This is a genomic window from Endozoicomonas sp. Mp262 (assembly GCF_025643335.1).
In the GTDB taxonomy this organism is placed as follows: domain Bacteria; phylum Pseudomonadota; class Gammaproteobacteria; order Pseudomonadales; family Endozoicomonadaceae; genus Endonucleibacter.
In genome coordinates this window covers 4,319,297-4,335,662 of the sequence record NZ_CP092489.1, presented here as the reverse complement: position 1 = coordinate 4,335,662, position 16,366 = coordinate 4,319,297, and the positions used below count along the sequence as shown (strand labels likewise).

Annotated in this window: 16 protein-coding genes; 8 read left to right on the top strand and 8 right to left on the bottom strand. The window is 44.8% G+C overall.

The genetic code is table 11. The features are described 5' to 3' along the window. Positions 1 to 12: 12 nt before the first annotated feature. Positions 13 to 624, bottom strand: a complete 612-nt coding sequence (locus MJ595_RS19145) for a 1-acyl-sn-glycerol-3-phosphate acyltransferase (protein WP_263079674.1) — start codon at positions 622 to 624, stop codon at positions 13 to 15. Positions 625 to 703: 79 nt separating this feature from the next. On the opposite strand from MJ595_RS19145, the gene dinB reads away from it, so the two are divergent. Beyond that, entirely contained in the window at positions 704 to 1,819 is a 1,116-nt protein-coding gene (gene dinB / locus MJ595_RS19140) for a DNA polymerase IV (protein WP_263322548.1), read from the top strand. A gap of 63 nt (positions 1,820 to 1,882) precedes the next feature. Then, on the top strand, positions 1,883 to 2,275 hold the full coding sequence (locus MJ595_RS19135; RefSeq protein ID WP_263079672.1) for a DUF2721 domain-containing protein: 393 nt from the start codon (positions 1,883 to 1,885) through the stop codon (positions 2,273 to 2,275). Here the strand turns inward: MJ595_RS19135 and MJ595_RS19130 are convergent. Continuing rightward, the gene (locus tag MJ595_RS19130) at positions 2,223 to 2,858 is read right to left on the bottom strand and encodes a paraquat-inducible protein A (protein WP_263079670.1); all 636 of its coding nucleotides are present in this window, start codon (positions 2,856 to 2,858) and stop codon (positions 2,223 to 2,225) included. The genes MJ595_RS19135 and MJ595_RS19130 overlap by 53 nt on opposite strands. A gap of 159 nt (positions 2,859 to 3,017) precedes the next feature. Here MJ595_RS19130 and MJ595_RS19125 point away from each other — a divergent pair, with 159 nt between their 5' ends. Then, entirely contained in the window at positions 3,018 to 4,337 is a 1,320-nt protein-coding gene (locus MJ595_RS19125; RefSeq protein WP_263079669.1) for a hypothetical protein, read from the top strand. Positions 4,338 to 4,385: 48 nt separating this feature from the next. Further along, positions 4,386 to 4,547, top strand: a complete 162-nt coding sequence (locus tag MJ595_RS19120) for a DUF4156 domain-containing protein (protein ID WP_263079668.1) — start codon at positions 4,386 to 4,388, stop codon at positions 4,545 to 4,547. A gap of 206 nt (positions 4,548 to 4,753) precedes the next feature. Here the strand turns inward: MJ595_RS19120 and MJ595_RS19115 are convergent, their stop codons facing one another. After that, complete coding sequence (locus MJ595_RS19115; RefSeq protein WP_263079667.1) at positions 4,754 to 5,929, bottom strand: hypothetical protein; 1,176 nt, start codon at positions 5,927 to 5,929, stop codon at positions 4,754 to 4,756. A 379-nt stretch (positions 5,930 to 6,308) separates the two neighbouring features. On the opposite strand from MJ595_RS19115, the gene asrA reads away from it, so the two are divergent. The 4 genes from asrA to cysG all read left to right on the top strand — a co-directional run bounded on the left by asrA (position 6,309) and on the right by cysG (position 10,705). Beyond that, on the top strand, positions 6,309 to 7,346 hold the full coding sequence (gene asrA / locus MJ595_RS19110; protein WP_263079666.1) for an anaerobic sulfite reductase subunit AsrA: 1,038 nt from the start codon (positions 6,309 to 6,311) through the stop codon (positions 7,344 to 7,346). Next, entirely contained in the window at positions 7,339 to 8,187 is an 849-nt protein-coding gene (gene asrB / locus MJ595_RS19105; protein WP_263079665.1) for an anaerobic sulfite reductase subunit AsrB, read from the top strand. The genes asrA and asrB overlap by 8 nt, the downstream gene beginning before the upstream one ends. Positions 8,188 to 8,199: 12 nt before the next feature. Continuing rightward, positions 8,200 to 9,219: a sulfite reductase subunit C gene (gene asrC / locus MJ595_RS19100; RefSeq protein ID WP_263079664.1), complete on the top strand. Its 1,020-nt coding sequence runs from the start codon at positions 8,200 to 8,202 to the stop codon at positions 9,217 to 9,219. 76 nt (positions 9,220 to 9,295) lie between these two features. After that, on the top strand, positions 9,296 to 10,705 hold the full coding sequence (gene cysG / locus MJ595_RS19095; RefSeq protein ID WP_263322547.1) for a siroheme synthase CysG: 1,410 nt from the start codon (positions 9,296 to 9,298) through the stop codon (positions 10,703 to 10,705). A 17-nt stretch (positions 10,706 to 10,722) separates the two neighbouring features. On the opposite strand, the gene MJ595_RS19090 is transcribed toward cysG, so the two are convergent. The 5 genes from MJ595_RS19090 to recJ all read right to left on the bottom strand — a co-directional run bounded on the left by MJ595_RS19090 (position 10,723) and on the right by recJ (position 16,299). Then, positions 10,723 to 11,088: a YbaN family protein gene (locus tag MJ595_RS19090; protein ID WP_263079663.1), complete on the bottom strand. Its 366-nt coding sequence runs from the start codon at positions 11,086 to 11,088 to the stop codon at positions 10,723 to 10,725. Between the two features lie 98 nt (positions 11,089 to 11,186). Then, positions 11,187 to 11,561 carry a nitrous oxide-stimulated promoter family protein gene (locus MJ595_RS19085; protein WP_263079662.1) on the bottom strand — a complete coding sequence of 125 codons (375 nt, stop codon included), beginning with the start codon at positions 11,559 to 11,561 and terminating at the stop codon, positions 11,187 to 11,189. Beyond that, entirely contained in the window at positions 11,558 to 11,818 is a 261-nt protein-coding gene (locus MJ595_RS19080) for a hypothetical protein (protein WP_263079660.1), read from the bottom strand. The genes MJ595_RS19085 and MJ595_RS19080 overlap by 4 nt, the downstream gene beginning before the upstream one ends. A gap of 68 nt (positions 11,819 to 11,886) precedes the next feature. Continuing rightward, a complete protein-coding gene (locus MJ595_RS19075) occupies positions 11,887 to 14,217 on the bottom strand; it encodes a TonB-dependent hemoglobin/transferrin/lactoferrin family receptor (RefSeq protein WP_263079659.1) in 2,331 nt (776 codons plus the stop codon). A 336-nt stretch (positions 14,218 to 14,553) separates the two neighbouring features. Beyond that, the gene (recJ, locus tag MJ595_RS19070; protein WP_263079658.1) at positions 14,554 to 16,299 is read right to left on the bottom strand and encodes a single-stranded-DNA-specific exonuclease RecJ; all 1,746 of its coding nucleotides are present in this window, start codon (positions 16,297 to 16,299) and stop codon (positions 14,554 to 14,556) included. Positions 16,300 to 16,366: the final 67 nt, after the last annotated feature.

The following is a 16,366-nucleotide window of genomic DNA, read 5'->3' as shown; positions in this document are numbered from 1 at the left end:
GTGGCAGGTCAATCAGCCAGATGAGGAAATGGCATTGGAATTAACCGGGCTGAAGCTCTCGGGAAATTTTCCATAGATATTGGCATAGAATGCTTCGATTTCAGCCATATCTTTAGACATATTGCAGGATGGTTTAATAGCGGAACCAAATCCCCCGGTCTTGGTATTAAAATCCAGATAACCTGGAATAATAGGAATTTCAGCATTCCTGGCGATATGATAAAAGCCGGTGTGCCAGCGCTCACCTTTGTTCATTCCACCCTCAGGACAAATAACAATACCGAGCTGATGGTGCTGTTTATAGGCACATACAGTTTGGTTAACCAGGCTGTTTTTGCGTTTTCTGTTGACGGGAATGCCTCCCAGCCATCGCAGAACGATACCAAAGGGACCCCAAAAAAGTGCTGATGACCCGAGCCAGTGGCACCGGATCTTGCATTTTAACGCAATAGCGATGCCAAAGATAAAGTCCCAGCGGCTCGTGTGAGGCGCTCCAATGATAATATATCGGGCAACTCTTGGAGGGGGGCCATTGACTTTCCAACCTGTGAGATGAAGGAAAATTTTTGCCAGCAAAACTAAAAGGTGGCTGACTACCGGAGTATTATAAAGTGTAACACGCATGGATCAGTGCCTTATTTTTTACGGCGGGTATTTTAACGTTAATCAACATGAGTCTGTGTCTTTGGAACGTTTCTCAGGAATGGCTGATAATGGTGTGAAACTTCAACGAAAAATCATTCATATCGATTTTGACGCGTTTTTTGCTGCAATTGAAATACGTGATAATCCAGGGTTGTCAGGGCGGCCAATTGCTGTTGGGGGTACCCCTGAAAAACGTGGGGTTATTGCTACCTGTAGCTATGAGGCTCGTCGCTTCGGGGTACATTCGGCAATGGCATCAGGCTATGCAAAAAGATTATGTCCTGACTTGCTTATTATTCCACCTCGTTTTTCTGTTTATAAAGATATTTCAAAAGAAGCTCACGATATTTTTTATGAATATACGGAGCAGGTTGAACCGCTTTCCCTGGATGAGGCTTATCTGAATGTTTCTGATAGTAAACAGTGTTCTGGTAGTGCCACATTAATAGCAAAAGAGTTGAGACACCGGATCTTCAAAAAAATTGGAGTGACGGTTTCCGCGGGTGTGGCTCCGAATAAGTTTCTGGCAAAAATTGCCAGTGACTGGCAAAAGCCGGATGGTCTCTATGTGATTACCCCGGATCAGGTTGACCGTTTTATTTTTGAATTACCTGTTGCCAAAATTCCCGGGGTCGGCAAGGTCACGGCGGCCAAACTTCATAAAAAAGGGGTGGAAACCTGTGGGACATTACAGCAGTACAGCAAAATAGAGCTCAGTCGGTGGTTTGGCAGTTTTGGTCATAGCCTTTGGGAGCGAGCCCGGGGAATTGATAATCGCCCTGTGGAAAGCAGTCGGCGTAGAAAGTCGTTGTCATTAGAGCATACCTATAGAGAGGACTTGCCCGATAGTGCAGCGGTGCTTGAACAGGTTGGGCAGTTGCTTAAGGAGTTGGAGGAGCGATACCAACCATTAAAAGGGCGCTACATTGTTAATAAACGGTTTGTGAAGGTAAAGTTTGCGGATTTTACCCAGACAACCCTGGAGGAAGTGACAGATCAGAAAGGGCTGGCGGATATAGAACGCTTCAGGCAGCTGTTTATCCAGGCCTGGGAAAGGGGGGAGAAGCCCGTCCGTCTGCTGGGGATAGGGGTTCGATTCAGGAATGAGGAGGATAAGGAACCCAGGCAGATAGAACTCTTTGAGAAAAAAGGCGGAAATCAGAGTCTCCGGTAGGTTTACTGATGTCTCTCTATAAAGGAGGGGACTATAATCAGGTATTTTCTGCCTGTACGTATTATGGAACTGACGTTAACCACGCCGGCGTTGCTTTTCCCGGCCATCTCCTTGTTATTTCTATCCTATACCAATAAATTTCTGGCCCTGGCCTCATTGATCCGTACCCTGCATGGTGATTACATCAAGGACCCTGGCAACCAGGTGATTAAAAAGCAGCTGGAAAACCTCGGCAGGCGGATGAAACTGATCAAGCATATGCAGGGGGCAGGCATTATGAGTTTTATCCTTTGTGTTGTAGATATGTTTTTGCTACACCTTGGTCAGCAGTGGTGGGCATTCCTGATCTTTGGTTTGTGCCTTGCCTTTTTCCTGCTATCCCTCTTGATCTGCCTGACAGAGATCAAGATTTCTGTGGACGCTCTGGAACTCCAGGTTGAAGAGATGAAGCATTAAAGCGGCTCAGAAGCTGGCCGGAGGCAATTGAGAACAGGCTGTATGCCACAAACCAGTAAAAGCCTGAATGTAATTCGGCATTGAAATTAAGCAAGGCTTTTTGTGATGAAGTGCCGTTGGCTGCCAGGCACGCAATAATAATGCCCATAGCAAAGACATCAGCCATGGACCACTTACTCAGTATGCCGTTCAAGTCAATCAGTGGTTCTGGCTTTCTGGCGATTAAGGCGGCTATTAGCAGTAATAATTTGAGAGCAGGGATAATGACGCTGAAAGCAATAATCATCAGGGCTACCAGGAGGTAGCCTGTCTGCCATAGAACGGTTGCGGTACTCAGAATAGAGCGTGTTTTATCATATAACCGGGTTTTTCCCTGCACTTTCATTCCATCAAGAAACTGGTTAGCCATAGAGGCCATAGCCGGATGTAACTGTTGTTCATTAATCAGTTTTTTTCCTTCATTAACAACTGCCTGGCGATTCATATCAGCCTGAAGGCTGATGAAAGGCAGGGTAATGCCGGGAACCAGTAGGGCAAGGGATAACAGACAGGAGAGGAATAGAAATGGTTTTTTTGATTGCATTCTGAAAGTCCATCACATTCTTTGACACTGCCAGCAGAACCTTATGAAGGTAGACAGAGCCAGGCTGGGTTTAAATTTTGTTCAATTACTATAGTTGAAATAATGGGTTTGGAACTTTGGAGTCTACACTTAGAGATATGATTATAAGGATATTAATTGATGCCAATAGAATCAAATAGACCCTCATCTGGCTTAAATCTGCAAAATATCCCCTCTAATGAAGGTGAGAAGACTAGCGCAAGCAGTGGTGGAATTTATCATGGAAAAAATGTTGTTTTAACGGCTAAAGGTAAAGCGATTATTGGTAATGATTCCTATACAGATACATTTTTGGACTCATTCTCTCACGTTCGGACTATAACGCAAGTCCATAAAAAAAATTCTAAATTGCCTTCTATTCGGTCTTCAGGTACTAAACAGCTTAATGTCATATCTAATCAGCTTAAAATGTATTGGTATGATGGGCATGCAACAGTAGAACTGCATGAAAATGGAGGAAGAAAAGAATCTTTAGGCTTCTATCCCAGTGGAATTATGGCTGCAACAATGGGTGGAAAGGGTGCCATTGAGCAGGAAAGCTATCTGGATGAAGCTGTTAAAGGGGGGTGGCCAACCCTGAGTATTGATTTGACAGAAGAGCAGGCAAGAAATGTGGAAAGGGAGGTGAAAGATTATAAATCTAAGTGTAAAGAGGGTGATGAAGAGTGCCTCTATAGTCCAATAAAGCATAATTGTGCTGGATTTGCCCAGGATGTATATCAATGGGCGGGGCAGCAAGGTCATTGGCTCAGCCAGTTCACTGATGAACAATTGGCGAAAAATAGTGGTATCCAAAATACGTATATGCTCCTGGCAGGAAAGCCTTATGGTGAGGCGGATTCGATTGGGGCAAGATTGCAAATATGGGGGCAAGAAAGACTTAATGGCATTCAGGAAAACCCGGCCAATGAACTCAGTGCAAACATCGCGCTATTTGGTGTTGCAGCAGCTGTGACCTCGACAGCTTACAAAGGTGCTAAGTGTGCTATATCTTATGCCGGACAAAAAATAAAAAACCTATATAGAAGTGAACCACCTTTACCTCCTCTTGAAGTGAGTAAAGTTAAAGAGTTTATTGTTGAAGGCGTTAAGGGGTTAGAAAAAATCAGAAAGTCAGTGGATTATATTTTGAACCATTCCGGAGATGGTACTGTTGATAAAGATTTTCGAAGGCAAGTGACTTCGATGAGTGTGGATCTGTGTGACGAGTTGGACAAGCTCAATGACATATATCAAAAGCTTCTTGAGTCAAAGACAGTTGATCCTGCAAATGATCAGTGTAAATTTCGAGCTATCGCTGAAAAGCTTAATAGGCTAAGTAGTGGTTATATTGAACTTTGTCAAAAAATCAGTCGTTCCGATGTCATAGGGGCAAACATTGAAGGTGATATTCAAACAGTAAGAAAAAATATACAAACAATCCTGAAAGTTTGTGCTTGATCTGGCACTATATTTAAGTATATTCAAAAGAGATGAAAAATGTTCAATATGAAGTATATTTTTGCCGGTCTTTCCATGGGTATGCTGACAGCCTGTTCAGCAACGAAGACGGCTCCGGGATCAGAGCGGATCGAGCTTGTTAATGAGGCTCCAAATAAAGCAGAATGCCAGTTTTTAGGAGAAATAGCAGGATCTCATGTTGATGCATAATACACATTACTCTACAACACAAATATTATGGGTATAAGTATGCATAAGTTTGCTTTTTAGTTCGTCGCTGCGGTGGCTGTCATTTATCAATTCTTTACAAGCTGATAACATTTTACGGGCATCTTGTCCGCCCTTCAAGTCCATCCTTAAGTGTCCTAATAAAAGGTACTTAAAGTCTATTTCTAATCTATGCAGGGTATAGATCATTATTGTACGCCAGGGCACTTATGTTCATGATTACCAACAGTTTCTGGATTTGCTTTATTTAATAACGCTGGGCAATACTTACATTTTTCCAGATCTATAAATAGTTCTTTTTCATGTTCATTATTAATATGCGAGATGGCATCTTCTTTATCCGGGAAATGTTCGCAGTGACCGATTGGGCAGACCCATTTGATATGATGTAACAGAAAATGATGATAAAATACTTGAATGCTTTGGGAAAATTCACCTACGGGAAATGGATCACATAAACCACAAGTGAAGGCACTGTGTGATATTTGAATGTGCTCTTCTATATTAGAAATACTTTGATTGCTTGCAATATTACTATTTCTACAATGTTCAAAATTGCAAGAAAATAAAAATTTGAAATCCATGTTGGTATGTTTGTTTTTTACAATATGTTTTTGTACTTGGTAAGGTGTTTGACTTTTTGCTTTAGTGCTTTTTTTACAGGTTAGACAGTACCATAGAGCATTTTCTCTGGCCATTCTTGTAAGGGATTTTCGATCACTGTTAGGGTATTTATTTTTAAGGTGTAATATAAGCTGCTCAAATGTTAATCCCCGGGCATTTGGATTAACACATTGATGGCATGCATATCTAATGCCTAAATCAGCGTCGGAATGAGCCTCCGCTATATGTATCTCATAGTCAATAATTGTTGTATGTCTTGGCAGTGTCATTTCACATAATCCGCAGCTAACTAGAGAATACTGCTCAAATGTTGAATCCCAGCTCCAAACTTCAGTTTCTCCGCATATTACATGGGCTAAACGATGATGCTGATTATTGATATGGGCTTCTGCATTACTTTCCTCGAGTGTAATAAGTTGTTCTTTACAGGTATCTTCTTCACAAACCATAACCGGCCCCCAGTTAGCCAGGCAGTTGGGGCACTTATTTGTACTATTCTGAGCACCCTGAGCACACTCTTTATGCAAAGGTTGTTTGCAGCAAAAAGGCTCAACAGCGGTACACGTAAAAGAAAGCTTGCATACGCCACACGTGTTTTCCTCTTCAGACATATTTTGCTCAACTGTGGAACGGCACTCCTGGCATCCTGGGCAGCTTTCTCCGGTACAGTGAGCATGTGCATTAATCAAGGCAAAATATATCAGTACTAACAAAAAAAACTTGGTGATTGAGGTAGTCATTTTAGGTATCTGACATTTTAGATAGGGTTAAGAATAGCAAAAGTCACATTAGATACTTCTTATTTTCTCATGATAAAAGCTTCCGGGCTTTCTGTTCAGCCAGCGGTTTTATTTTTCTACAATAAAGCGCTTGCTTTTTTTCTTATTAAGTTATTAGTAATAAGGAAAACTTAGCGGTATTATATAAAATTTAGATATGTATTTTTTGCTATTATTAATTGTTAGCGTTATATTTTAAAAATTTTAGTATTTAGACGTGCTTGGTTGTCTAAAATGGATTATTTGTTTTCAGGTTAAGTTTAATCTTCATGCTTCTTTCTTTGTTTTTTCTTTCAAGTGATTTTTGTTGTATTTCTTTAATGAGGTGAAATAATAAAATATGGGGGTATATCTCAATAATGCTGAAATTAATAGCGTTTTTAAACGTTTGAATAATGATTTTCAGGTGTTTGCGCCTGTTAGAATTAAGGCGGGTGGCCGATTTTCCAATACGGATAACATTCAATATGGTGAGGTTAAAAGAGTCGAGGATATTGTTTGGGATGAAAAGTCACACTTTTCACCAAAGGAAATTGTTAGCCCAATCACTCAAACGTTGTTTCATTTTAATGAAGACCGTTTGATTGCTTCAACGGTGGATCCCCGAAAAATTCTGATATTCCTTCGTTCCTGCGATATGCATGGTATAAAGCGCCTGGATGATATATTTTTGCATAATGGTGGTAATGCGGACTTTTACTATCAACGGCTACGGGAAAAGGTTAAGTTTGCGCTGCTGGAGTGTCAGGAAAGCTGGGACAGCTGTTTTTGTGTCACCATGGGAGCCAATGTCTCTGAAAACTATGATGTTGCCTTCCGTTTCAACAAGGACGGTGCTTCAGTTCTTGCCAAAGACGAAGGGCTAATGAATGCCTTTTCTGTTGAGGGTCTAGAAGATGGTTTTGAACCGGAGTTTGTCAGGGAAAATACTTTTTCGGTTGATCTGCCTGATAGCCTGAGCCTGAGTAGTCAGGAAGTTCGGGATATTCTGATAAAACATCCCCTGTGGGATCAGTACGACCATCGTTGTATAGAGTGTGGTCGTTGTACAACATCCTGCCCGACGTGTAGCTGTTACAGTGTTAACGATGTGACTTATAACGAGAATGCAAGAGTCGGTGAGCGTCAGCGGGTATGGTCATCCTGTATAATCCCTCATTTTTCTGATATGGCGGGGGGGCATTCCTATCGTGATCGTAAAGGTGAGCGTCTCCGTTATCGGTTAATGCACAAAATGGTAGACCACAAGGCCCGTTTTGGGGAAACCATGTGTGTGGGTTGTGGCCGCTGCGATGATCGCTGTCCTCAATATATTTCCTTTGCTCAGATGGTTCAGAATACTACAGAGGCACTAAAGGAGGCCTGCTGTGATGAATAGCGTTCGTAATTTTGATCCGGCACAGGCACTTGAGGCTGTTGCTGAAGCCCAGAATCACTATATTCCCAGGCCTTATACCATTGAGAAAATTATACGGCATACTCCCATGGAATGGACTTTCCGGGTACCCGTGGATTTTGAGGGAGGGTTTGATAAATTTGTGGAAGTATCCCTGCCGCTTGTGGGGGAATGTCCGATCTCTATTTCAGACTTTGGTGAAGGTTGGGTGGAGCTGGTTATCCGTAATGTTGGCAAGGTCACCAGTGAACTCTTTGAACTGCAAGAGGGGGATACTATTTTTCTCCGTGGCCCCATGGGGAATGGTTATCCGGTTAAGGAAGAGTATATTGGCAAAAACCTGACAGTGATTGCCGGTGGAACCGGTGTTGCCCCGGCCCGTTCGGTGATTAATTATTTTATGCGAAATCGTGATCACATCAGGGAGATGAATGTGATTGTGGGATTCAGAAATCGGGATATGATTCTGTTCCATGATGATATTTCTGTTTGGCAAGAAAAATTTAACACCATTGTTACACTGGATAACGGAGATCCGGGTTTAGGTGAAACGGTAGGCTTGGTGACGGCTCATTTGGATAAAATAAACTATCAAGACCCCATGAGTCACCACTTTGTTGTGGTAGGTCCACCCATGATGATTCACTGTACTGTTGAAGGCCTGCTTGAACGCGGAGCACGAGAGGATCGTATTTGGGTTTCTCATGAGCGTCGTATGGCCTGTGCTGTGGGTAAATGCGGTCATTGTCGTGTAGGTGATACATATATCTGCATTGACGGTCCCGTATTCCGTTATGACCAGGCTAAACATCTTGTGGATTAGGGGACGTACAAAATGCCTTTAGATGTAGATATTGTTAAACTGCGGGCCAACAACGAGTACCGATTTACCAAAACCCGGGGGGAAGCCATGCTAAGCCTGCGCATCCCCGGCGGTATCATGCCTGCCCATTTGTTGGATATTGCCAGAGATGTGGCACAGAAATACGGCAACGGCACTATTCACCTGAATACTCGTCAAAAGCTGGCAATACCAGGCATACATTATAATGATGTGGATAAAGTCAATGCGATGATTGCGCCGTTTATCAAAGAGATGACAGTGGATCTCTGCGGGGTAAAGCAGGATGACATTGACGCTGGATACAAGACCATTGGGGGACGTAATATTGTTGCCTGTATGGGAAATCGTATTTGTGTCAAAGCTAATATTGATACGACGGGGCTTGCCCAGCGAATGGAAAAGCTAATTTACCCCCAAGCCTATCACCTGAAAACGGTTATTGCCGGTTGCCCTCAGGATTGTGCAAAAGCAAATGTGGCGGATATTGGAATTTTCGGCGTTGCTGAAATGATTTATGACCGCAATCGCTGCATTGGTTGTGCAAAGTGTGTTGAAGTTTGCAGTCATCATGCGGTTAACTGTCTGCATATGGATCAGGGAAAAGTAGCAAAGGAAGTTACCAAATGCATTGGCTGTGGTGAGTGTGCCACGGTTTGTCCCATGCTGGCCTGGCGTCGTGATCCCAAGCAATTATATATGGTCAAGCTGGGAGGCCGGACGTCGAAAATGACCCCACGCATTGGCAAGATTTTTCTTAACTGGGTAACAGAGGATGTTATTGTTGGTGTTATCAATAATATCTGGAAATTCTCTGCCCACATGCTGGATGGCTCACCAAAATATCTGCATATGGGGCACTTGATTGATAAAGCAGGATATAAGAAGTTCAGAGAGTGGGCTTTGAAGGATGTGGTGCTGAATCCTGAAGCCATGGTGGCTGATCGGATGTACTGGCTCGAAAATGAGTATGCTGCCAATATGCATGTTAAAAAAGCCACTGCCACTCATTAAAAGCTCTCTGCTTCTATTGACTCCGGGTTGCCTTTACCCGGTGTTTTCTTCTTCTTTATTCTATATAAGTCTGCCTGTGAATTTCCTTCCCCTCTTTCATGATCTAAATGGCCGCCCCTGCCTGTTAGTGGGTGGCGGTAGTATTGCCTGTCGTAAAGCACGACTATTAATAAGTGCCGGAGCAACTATCCATCTGGTCTCCCCCTACCTCTGCGACGAAATGCTAAGAATTATCGCAGAATCATCAGTCACCCTGGAGAAACGTGCTTTTCAACCCTCTGATTTAGAGGGTATGGCGTTGGTTATTGCTGCCACCGATCAGCCTATGGTCAATCAGCAAGTGGCAGAATTGGCATCTAAACAGCAGAAACCTGTTAATGTGGTTGATCAGCCAGAGTTATGTACTGTGATAATGCCAGCCATTATTGATCGTTCACCGATTATGGTCGCTGTTTCCAGTGGGGGAACGGCACCGGTACTAGCCAGGAATATCAGAACCCGGCTTGAGGGATTGTTGCCTCAGGGGCTGGGCAGGTTGGCCGAGCTTTCCGCCCGCTTTCGCCAACAGGTGAAAATGCGATTTAAGCACCTTAGCGAGCGGCGCAGGTTTTGGGAGGCGGTTTATGATGGTGAAATTACTGAATCTGTTTTGTCGGGGAATACCCACACGGCAGAACAATTAATCCGGAAAAAGCTACAGAATCCCGACAAAAAAGACTCTGGTGAAGTCTATTTAGTGGGAGCTGGACCGGGTGATCCTGATCTTTTGACGTTTAAAGCACTGAGACTCATGCAAAAAGCTGACATTGTCTTATATGACAATTTGGTAAGCCATGAAATTGTTGAGTTGTGCCGTCGGGATGCCGAGTTTATTTATGTCGGTAAAAAAAGCTGTTGCCATGCCGTACCTCAGGAACGAATAAACAGCATGATGATTGAATTTGCCAGAGACGGAAAACGGGTGGTTAGATTAAAAGGCGGCGATCCTTTTATTTTTGGCCGGGGGGGCGAAGAGCTGGAGGTGTTGGCGGCACATGATGTACCGTTTCAGGTAGTGCCGGGTATTACCGCGGCTTCAGGTTGTGCCAGTTATGCTGGAATCCCCTTAACCCATCGGGACTATGCCCACTCAGTGCGGTTTATTACCGGTCATGGTAAAGCGGGTTCTACAAAAATGCCCTGGACAGAGCTGAAGGATACTCAGCAAACCCTGGTTTTTTATATGGGTATAAAAAATCTGGAGAAAATATGCCAAAACCTGATGGCTGAGGGGTGCTCTCCTGAACGACCAGTGGCCATTATTCATCGTGGTACAACCGAGAGACAAAAAACGGTGACAGGAACCTTGGCAACCATCAGCCGTATTGCCCAAAAGGTTCAAATAGAACCGCCCTCTTTGATTGTTATTGGTGATGTTGTGCGGTTACATAAAAATCTGGACTGGTATCGCCCCGCTGAGGCGTATGACTTGCCCCTGGTACAGTAATGAGCATGGCAAGTTTTTCAGGTTTCAGAAATAACAGAAATCCTTGAAATTCCGGTTAATACACAAATAGCAATAAATACCAGTAACAGCCGAACTTCCAGGAGGGGGGCCAGATAAATACTGAGTGCAAAACTGAACACCGTAAGCCATAGGGCTCTGCGTTTATGGGAAGCCTGCATACCCCTATGCTTTTCCCAGTTAGTCAGTAGCTTGCCAAACCATCGGTGTGATCGCAACCATCGGTGCAACCGGTTGCTGGATCGGGCAAAACAATAGGCTGACAGAAGTATAAAGGGTGTGGTCGGTAGCAGGGGCAGGACGATCCCTAACACGCCCAGAGCCAGGGATAGGGTGCCTGTTAGTACCAGAAAAAGACGAAGCATAGTGGTAACAGTCCTTTCTATAATGCTGTCAGAGGATCAGGGTACTTGAAGGCATAGTCAGGAATGCCAACGTGGGCGGTTTTTTTCATAGTATACACTTAGTGAGCGCGTTTTCGCTTTTTAGGTAGCTCAGGGACAGGCTTACGGGCATGCCATAAATGCCTGATGGCCATGATGGGGTGTTTTAGCAGCATTCGGGGGCCACCGTAGCGCATAATGATCCTGGCCTTTTCCTTCATGTCTTTTTTATAGCAATGAATGGGGCAGTGCTGGCATACAGGCTTAGCCTGACCATAAGGGCACTTACTGAGCCGGAAACCGGCAAAATCGATAAATTCACCACAGTCATCACACAGAGGGCCGGTTTTTTGTGCCTGCTTATGATGATGGGCACAATAAATATGGGTCATTGCGATGATCGTGCGATGCTCATAGAGCAAAGCACCGGTCAGCGGCTCAGTCAGTTTTCTCATACAGCCAGTTGTTTCAGCACTTCAAATTTTTTCAGTTGTTCTGCAACAAAGCTCTTGTCTTTGTTGCGACGAATATACAATTTGAACACGGTTTTACCGCTATGACTGAAAAATTGCACGGACTTTGTATTGACGCCATGAAAAGGTTTGGATACCAGGGCAATTTTACTGAAGCCATCCAGCTTAAGATGACCTTTCAGAGGGGTATCCCGGTCGCTCATATTGTAGTAACCGAATTTCTTGCCTCCTATCGACACTATAAAAATAATCTGACGTCCACAGGGACAGGTTCAAGTACCTGCCTCTATGGATAAAAATGGCGTGGTTAAACTTCCCACTTGATGCTGACGGAATAATTACGGCCGGGCTGGGTATAACGATTCAGGCCCTGATATGAAGTGGTGAGGTTTCTAACATCGTTCCATACCCAATACTGCTTATTGGTTATGTTAAAAATACCGGCATTAACGGTTATACCCTTGTAGGGTTTGTAGTATACGGTGAGGTCAACTAAACCATAGCCTGGTGATGCAAAATGTTCTTCACCCTGATTACCGTCAGTATTAACATCGCCGAGGCTGGATATGTCATCGGAATCCTTGCCTGCCTCCAGTGTCCAGACAAGATCTGACCCCCACGTTCCTGAAGGTGCATCGTAGCCAAGGCCAATCACTGCGGTTAATGGCGAAATAGTATTTAATGGCTCATCCTTGCGAATATTGCCATTGTCATCCACCTTGGTTCCCCGTCCCCTGGACCAGGCAATAGCTGTATTGAGTCGTGTTCCAACAGGTGCTGAAAGCATCTGGTCAAGCCAGAGCATTCCTTTAAATTCAGCCCCGTAAATGGTGGCTTCACTGAGGTTCTGGTATTGGAATGTCCCGGATACTGCGCCGCAATTCTCTATGCAGCGCTCTTCAATAAAGTTTTTGTACTGATTATAAAAACCGGTCACTTCCATGCTGCCCAGCTGATTGTTAGCTCTCAGGCCAAGCTCAAAGGTATCGCTTTTCTCGGGTTTCAGGTCTGGGTTGGCGATGACCTTTACGCCAGGCATTTCAGAGGGGGAATAGGCAAAGTATTTGGAGAACATATCAGGGGCCCTAAAGCCCTGGCTGTATTGTGCAAAAGCAGACCAGGTGTCATTTAGCTCATACACACTTCCCAGCCTGGCTGTCCAGCTGTCATAGGAGGCATCTTTGATATCAGCGCTACTGATACCGTTATTATCATAGTGATCTGTTGACTTTATTTTTTCCTGGAAATGATCATAGCGAATTCCGGGAGTTACCAGCAGTTGATCGTTGAAGAACCCCATTTCATCCTGTAAAAAGGCGCTATATTGGTTAATGGTTACCTTGGGCATCCAGTTTTCGTAGGTAACATCCTCAGGCTTGGTGATCTCACCGGTGTCTACATTCTGTGTAATGCCATTAATGATTTTATTTTTATTGCTGATTTGTTTTTGCTCAAAATTAGTGCCATAGGTCAGATAGTGATCGGTTGATCCAAAGGGCAGTAATTTATTAAATAGAAAGTCGGCCTGAATGGATTCTTCATTATAGCTGTACGTCTTGTGTCGATTTCTTTTGGTGTGGGTGCCTCCGGGAAATTTAATAATACTTTCAAACGTATCTGAGGTTTTCTGGGTGGTGTTGCTTTCCTGCCAGTCTACTGACCACTTCATTCTGTCAAAGGCTTTCAGATTAGCATCCCATTCATGAAAAAATCCCATGCGGGTTCTTTCAACGGTGTCATCGGCTACATTATCACTGTAGACCCTTGAAACCATTGGCGTGCCGTTTATAGCCACATCAACAATGGTGTAATCCTGCATAGACAGCAAATCTGATTGAGAGCGGCGACCCAGCCATTCTCCTGTAAACCCGATACGGTTGCTATCATTGAGCTGATACTGGAGTTTGCCCAGCAGGCTGTCGCTTGAATACTTTAATGGATCAGCCTGCTCCCGGCTTTCTCCATCGCCCCCTCGGCCACCATAGGTTTTTTGCTCTTTTCCATCCCTGCGGGTGTACACCAGAAGGCTTTCAAGGTCATTGGTACGGTTGGCCAGCGTAAGGGTTTCACTAAAGCTGGAGTCAGCACCACGGTAACCTGCTTTTATAGAGGCATAGCTATCATCCCCTTCAATCTTAAGGTAGTCGGAAGGATCTTTGGTTATAAACGACACAACACCACCGATGGCGTCGCTGCCATGCACACTGGAGGTAGGTCCTTTAACAATTTCCAGTACTTTCATGTTATCAATATCAAAGAAATTGCGTTGGGACTGTAAGGTTCTTTCATAACCAAAGGCTTTGGCCTGATCCACACCATCAACGGTAATCTTGACCCTGTTCTGATCCATCCCCCGTATGTTGAAACTGCCAAGCCCGAAGCGACTATCACTGCTGACATTGACACCAGGTTCATACTTCACCAGGTCGCGGATATCCTGCGCCATGTTCCTCTCGGCATCATCAGTTGTGGTAACGGACACGCTGCTGGCAACATCATCCAGGGTGCGTTCAGTTCGGGTGGCGGTAACCGTCACCTTATCAAGCAGGGTCGGGGTTTCTCCGGCCTGGGATATAGAGGCAGTCACTGCCATGATAGCAACCGCTAACTGGCTTTTGGGATGTTGGAATAAACTCATTTTTTACGGCTACCACTTCAGGGCCTGATGGTTGGAAAGTAAAGGGTTCTCTATTGGCTCAACAGGGTTGCCAGTGCAGTCTTTAATTTTTCTGGAATCCTTGCTGCAAATACGGGTGCCTATTGGGACTGATATGGACTGGATTGACTTGCCAGTTAAGGTGTAGATTATGTTACTTATAGTGATTGCTAAATGCAAATAATTATCATTTATTTTTATGGGTGGTATCGCTGTTGAGGAAAATATGGAATCCCGGGCAGTGATGGGGTAATAACTACAAGCGCTGTAGCCAGTTCCTACAGCACTCTGAAGGAACTGTTATATAAAGGAATGATGCTAAGAAGTGCTGGCTTTATCCGCAGCGGGCTGGAAGTGGTTAATCATCAATTGAAGATTTTGTTGACCCCGGTATTCATTAATATCCAGTTTATAGACCACCTTCAGGTGGGACACTGAAGGGTTTGGCCAGTGGCGGGTGTCAATATTAAAGGCAATGGCATCCAGCCAGGTTTCTGATCCGGGGATTTTTAGCACTAGCTTCAGGTGCTTCTGTCCAACCAGGCGTTGCTGAATGACCTGAAAGCGACCATCAAAGGTAGGTTCTGGAAAATTTTGCCCCCAGGGGCCACCTTCTCTCAAGGTGATGGCGGTTGCCATAGTGATATCCTGCGAATCCAGTGCACCATCGGTGTAAATAGTGGCCTTTAAATCTTCCGGATTTAACTGTGCTCTCACAGCCTGGTCGAATGCTTTTTTAAACCGGGAAAAGTCATCCTTTTTTATGGAAAGACCGGCAGCCATGGCGTGTCCACCAAATTTAATGATAAGTCCGGGATGTTCCCGGGCAATGCTGTCCAGGGTATCCCGTATATGCAGACCTGTTATTGAACGGGCAGAGCCTTTTATCTCATTATTATCCGCCTCAGCAAAGGCAATGACCGGACGATTGAGTTTTTCTTTGACTCTTGATGCCAGAATACCCACAACACCCTGATGCCAGTCATTTTGAAAGAGTGCGACTCCCCAGGGGCTATTCTCCTTATCCTTTAAATCAAGTTGCTCCAGTTCGGCCATGGCTTCCGTATGCATACTGGCTTCAATATCTTTGCGTTCACGGTTAAGGGAATCCAGTTCTACCGCCAGTTCCCTGGCACGGATTTCTGACTCGGTCAATAGCAGCTCAATGCCGGTGGACATATCATCAAGCCTGCCTGCGGCATTCAGGCGAGGGCCAAGGGCAAAGCCAAGGTCTGCGGCACAGAGCCTGCCTGGATCGCGACCGGCAATATCAATCAGTGCCTTGATGCCAGGCCGGCAGCGGCCAGCCCGGATTCGGGCCAGCCCCTGAAATACCAGAATACGGTTATGGGCATCGAGACTTACTACATCCGCAACAGTACCCAGGGCCACTAGGTCAAGCAGTTCTGCCAGGTTGGGTTCTGGCCGGTTATTAAACCAGCCTTGCTCCCGAAGTTGAGTGCGCAAGGCGCACATGACAAAAAAGATAATGCCGACACCTGCCGTATTTTTGCCGGGAAAACTGCAATCAGGTTGATTCGGATTAACAATGGCATCAGCCTCTGGCAAGGTGTCACCGGCCAGGTGGTGGTCGGTGATAACCACTTTCATGCCTCCGGCTTTGGCGGCTTTTACCCCTTCTATACTGGAAATACCATTATCTACGGTGACCAGCACATCCACTTTACGGGTATCTATGGTATCCACAATCTCCGGTGTTAGCCCATAGCCGTATTCAAAGCGGTTGGGAACCAGGTAATCAGCCTTGGCACCCATTGATTGTAGAGCCAGGATGCCAAGGGCACTGCTGGTGGCGCCATCACAGTCAAAGTCACCCACGATCAGTATGTTTTGCTGTGACGTAATAGCGGTGGCAAGGATTTCTGTGGCTTTATCAATATCTTTTAGCTGTTGATAGTGAGGAAGATCTTTTAGCTTTCGGTTGAGCCCTTTCTCGTCATAAATGCCCCGGGCACTGTATATTCGCGCCATCAGAGGTGTTATTTCAGCAGGGAACTGGCACTTTTCCAGGTTAAAGGGACGGTTGATAATCTGCTTGTGCATGGTGGTGATGACGCTATTGTAAAGATGTGTTCAGAGTATCACACTCTGTAGATGGGGATGGGCTGGA

Coding starts and splice junctions, on each gene's coding strand:
- MJ595_RS19120 (WP_263079668.1), top strand. CDS start 4,386: ATGAAGTATATTTTTGCCGGTCTTTCCATGGGTATGCTGACAGCCTGT.
- MJ595_RS19115 (WP_263079667.1), bottom strand. CDS start 5,929: ATGACTACCTCAATCACCAAGTTTTTTTTGTTAGTACTGATATATTTT.
- asrC (WP_263079664.1), top strand. CDS start 8,200: ATGCCTTTAGATGTAGATATTGTTAAACTGCGGGCCAACAACGAGTAC.
- MJ595_RS19130 (WP_263079670.1), bottom strand. CDS start 2,858: ATGCAATCAAAAAAACCATTTCTATTCCTCTCCTGTCTGTTATCCCTT.
- asrB (WP_263079665.1), top strand. CDS start 7,339: ATGAATAGCGTTCGTAATTTTGATCCGGCACAGGCACTTGAGGCTGTT.
- MJ595_RS19085 (WP_263079662.1), bottom strand. CDS start 11,561: ATGAGAAAACTGACTGAGCCGCTGACCGGTGCTTTGCTCTATGAGCAT.
- asrA (WP_263079666.1), top strand. CDS start 6,309: ATGGGGGTATATCTCAATAATGCTGAAATTAATAGCGTTTTTAAACGT.
- recJ (WP_263079658.1), bottom strand. CDS start 16,299: ATGCACAAGCAGATTATCAACCGTCCCTTTAACCTGGAAAAGTGCCAG.
- dinB (WP_263322548.1), top strand. CDS start 704: ATGGCTGATAATGGTGTGAAACTTCAACGAAAAATCATTCATATCGAT.
- MJ595_RS19125 (WP_263079669.1), top strand. CDS start 3,018: ATGCCAATAGAATCAAATAGACCCTCATCTGGCTTAAATCTGCAAAAT.
- MJ595_RS19090 (WP_263079663.1), bottom strand. CDS start 11,088: ATGCTTCGTCTTTTTCTGGTACTAACAGGCACCCTATCCCTGGCTCTG.
- MJ595_RS19075 (WP_263079659.1), bottom strand. CDS start 14,217: ATGAGTTTATTCCAACATCCCAAAAGCCAGTTAGCGGTTGCTATCATG.
- MJ595_RS19135 (WP_263079672.1), top strand. CDS start 1,883: ATGGAACTGACGTTAACCACGCCGGCGTTGCTTTTCCCGGCCATCTCC.
- MJ595_RS19145 (WP_263079674.1), bottom strand. CDS start 624: ATGCGTGTTACACTTTATAATACTCCGGTAGTCAGCCACCTTTTAGTT.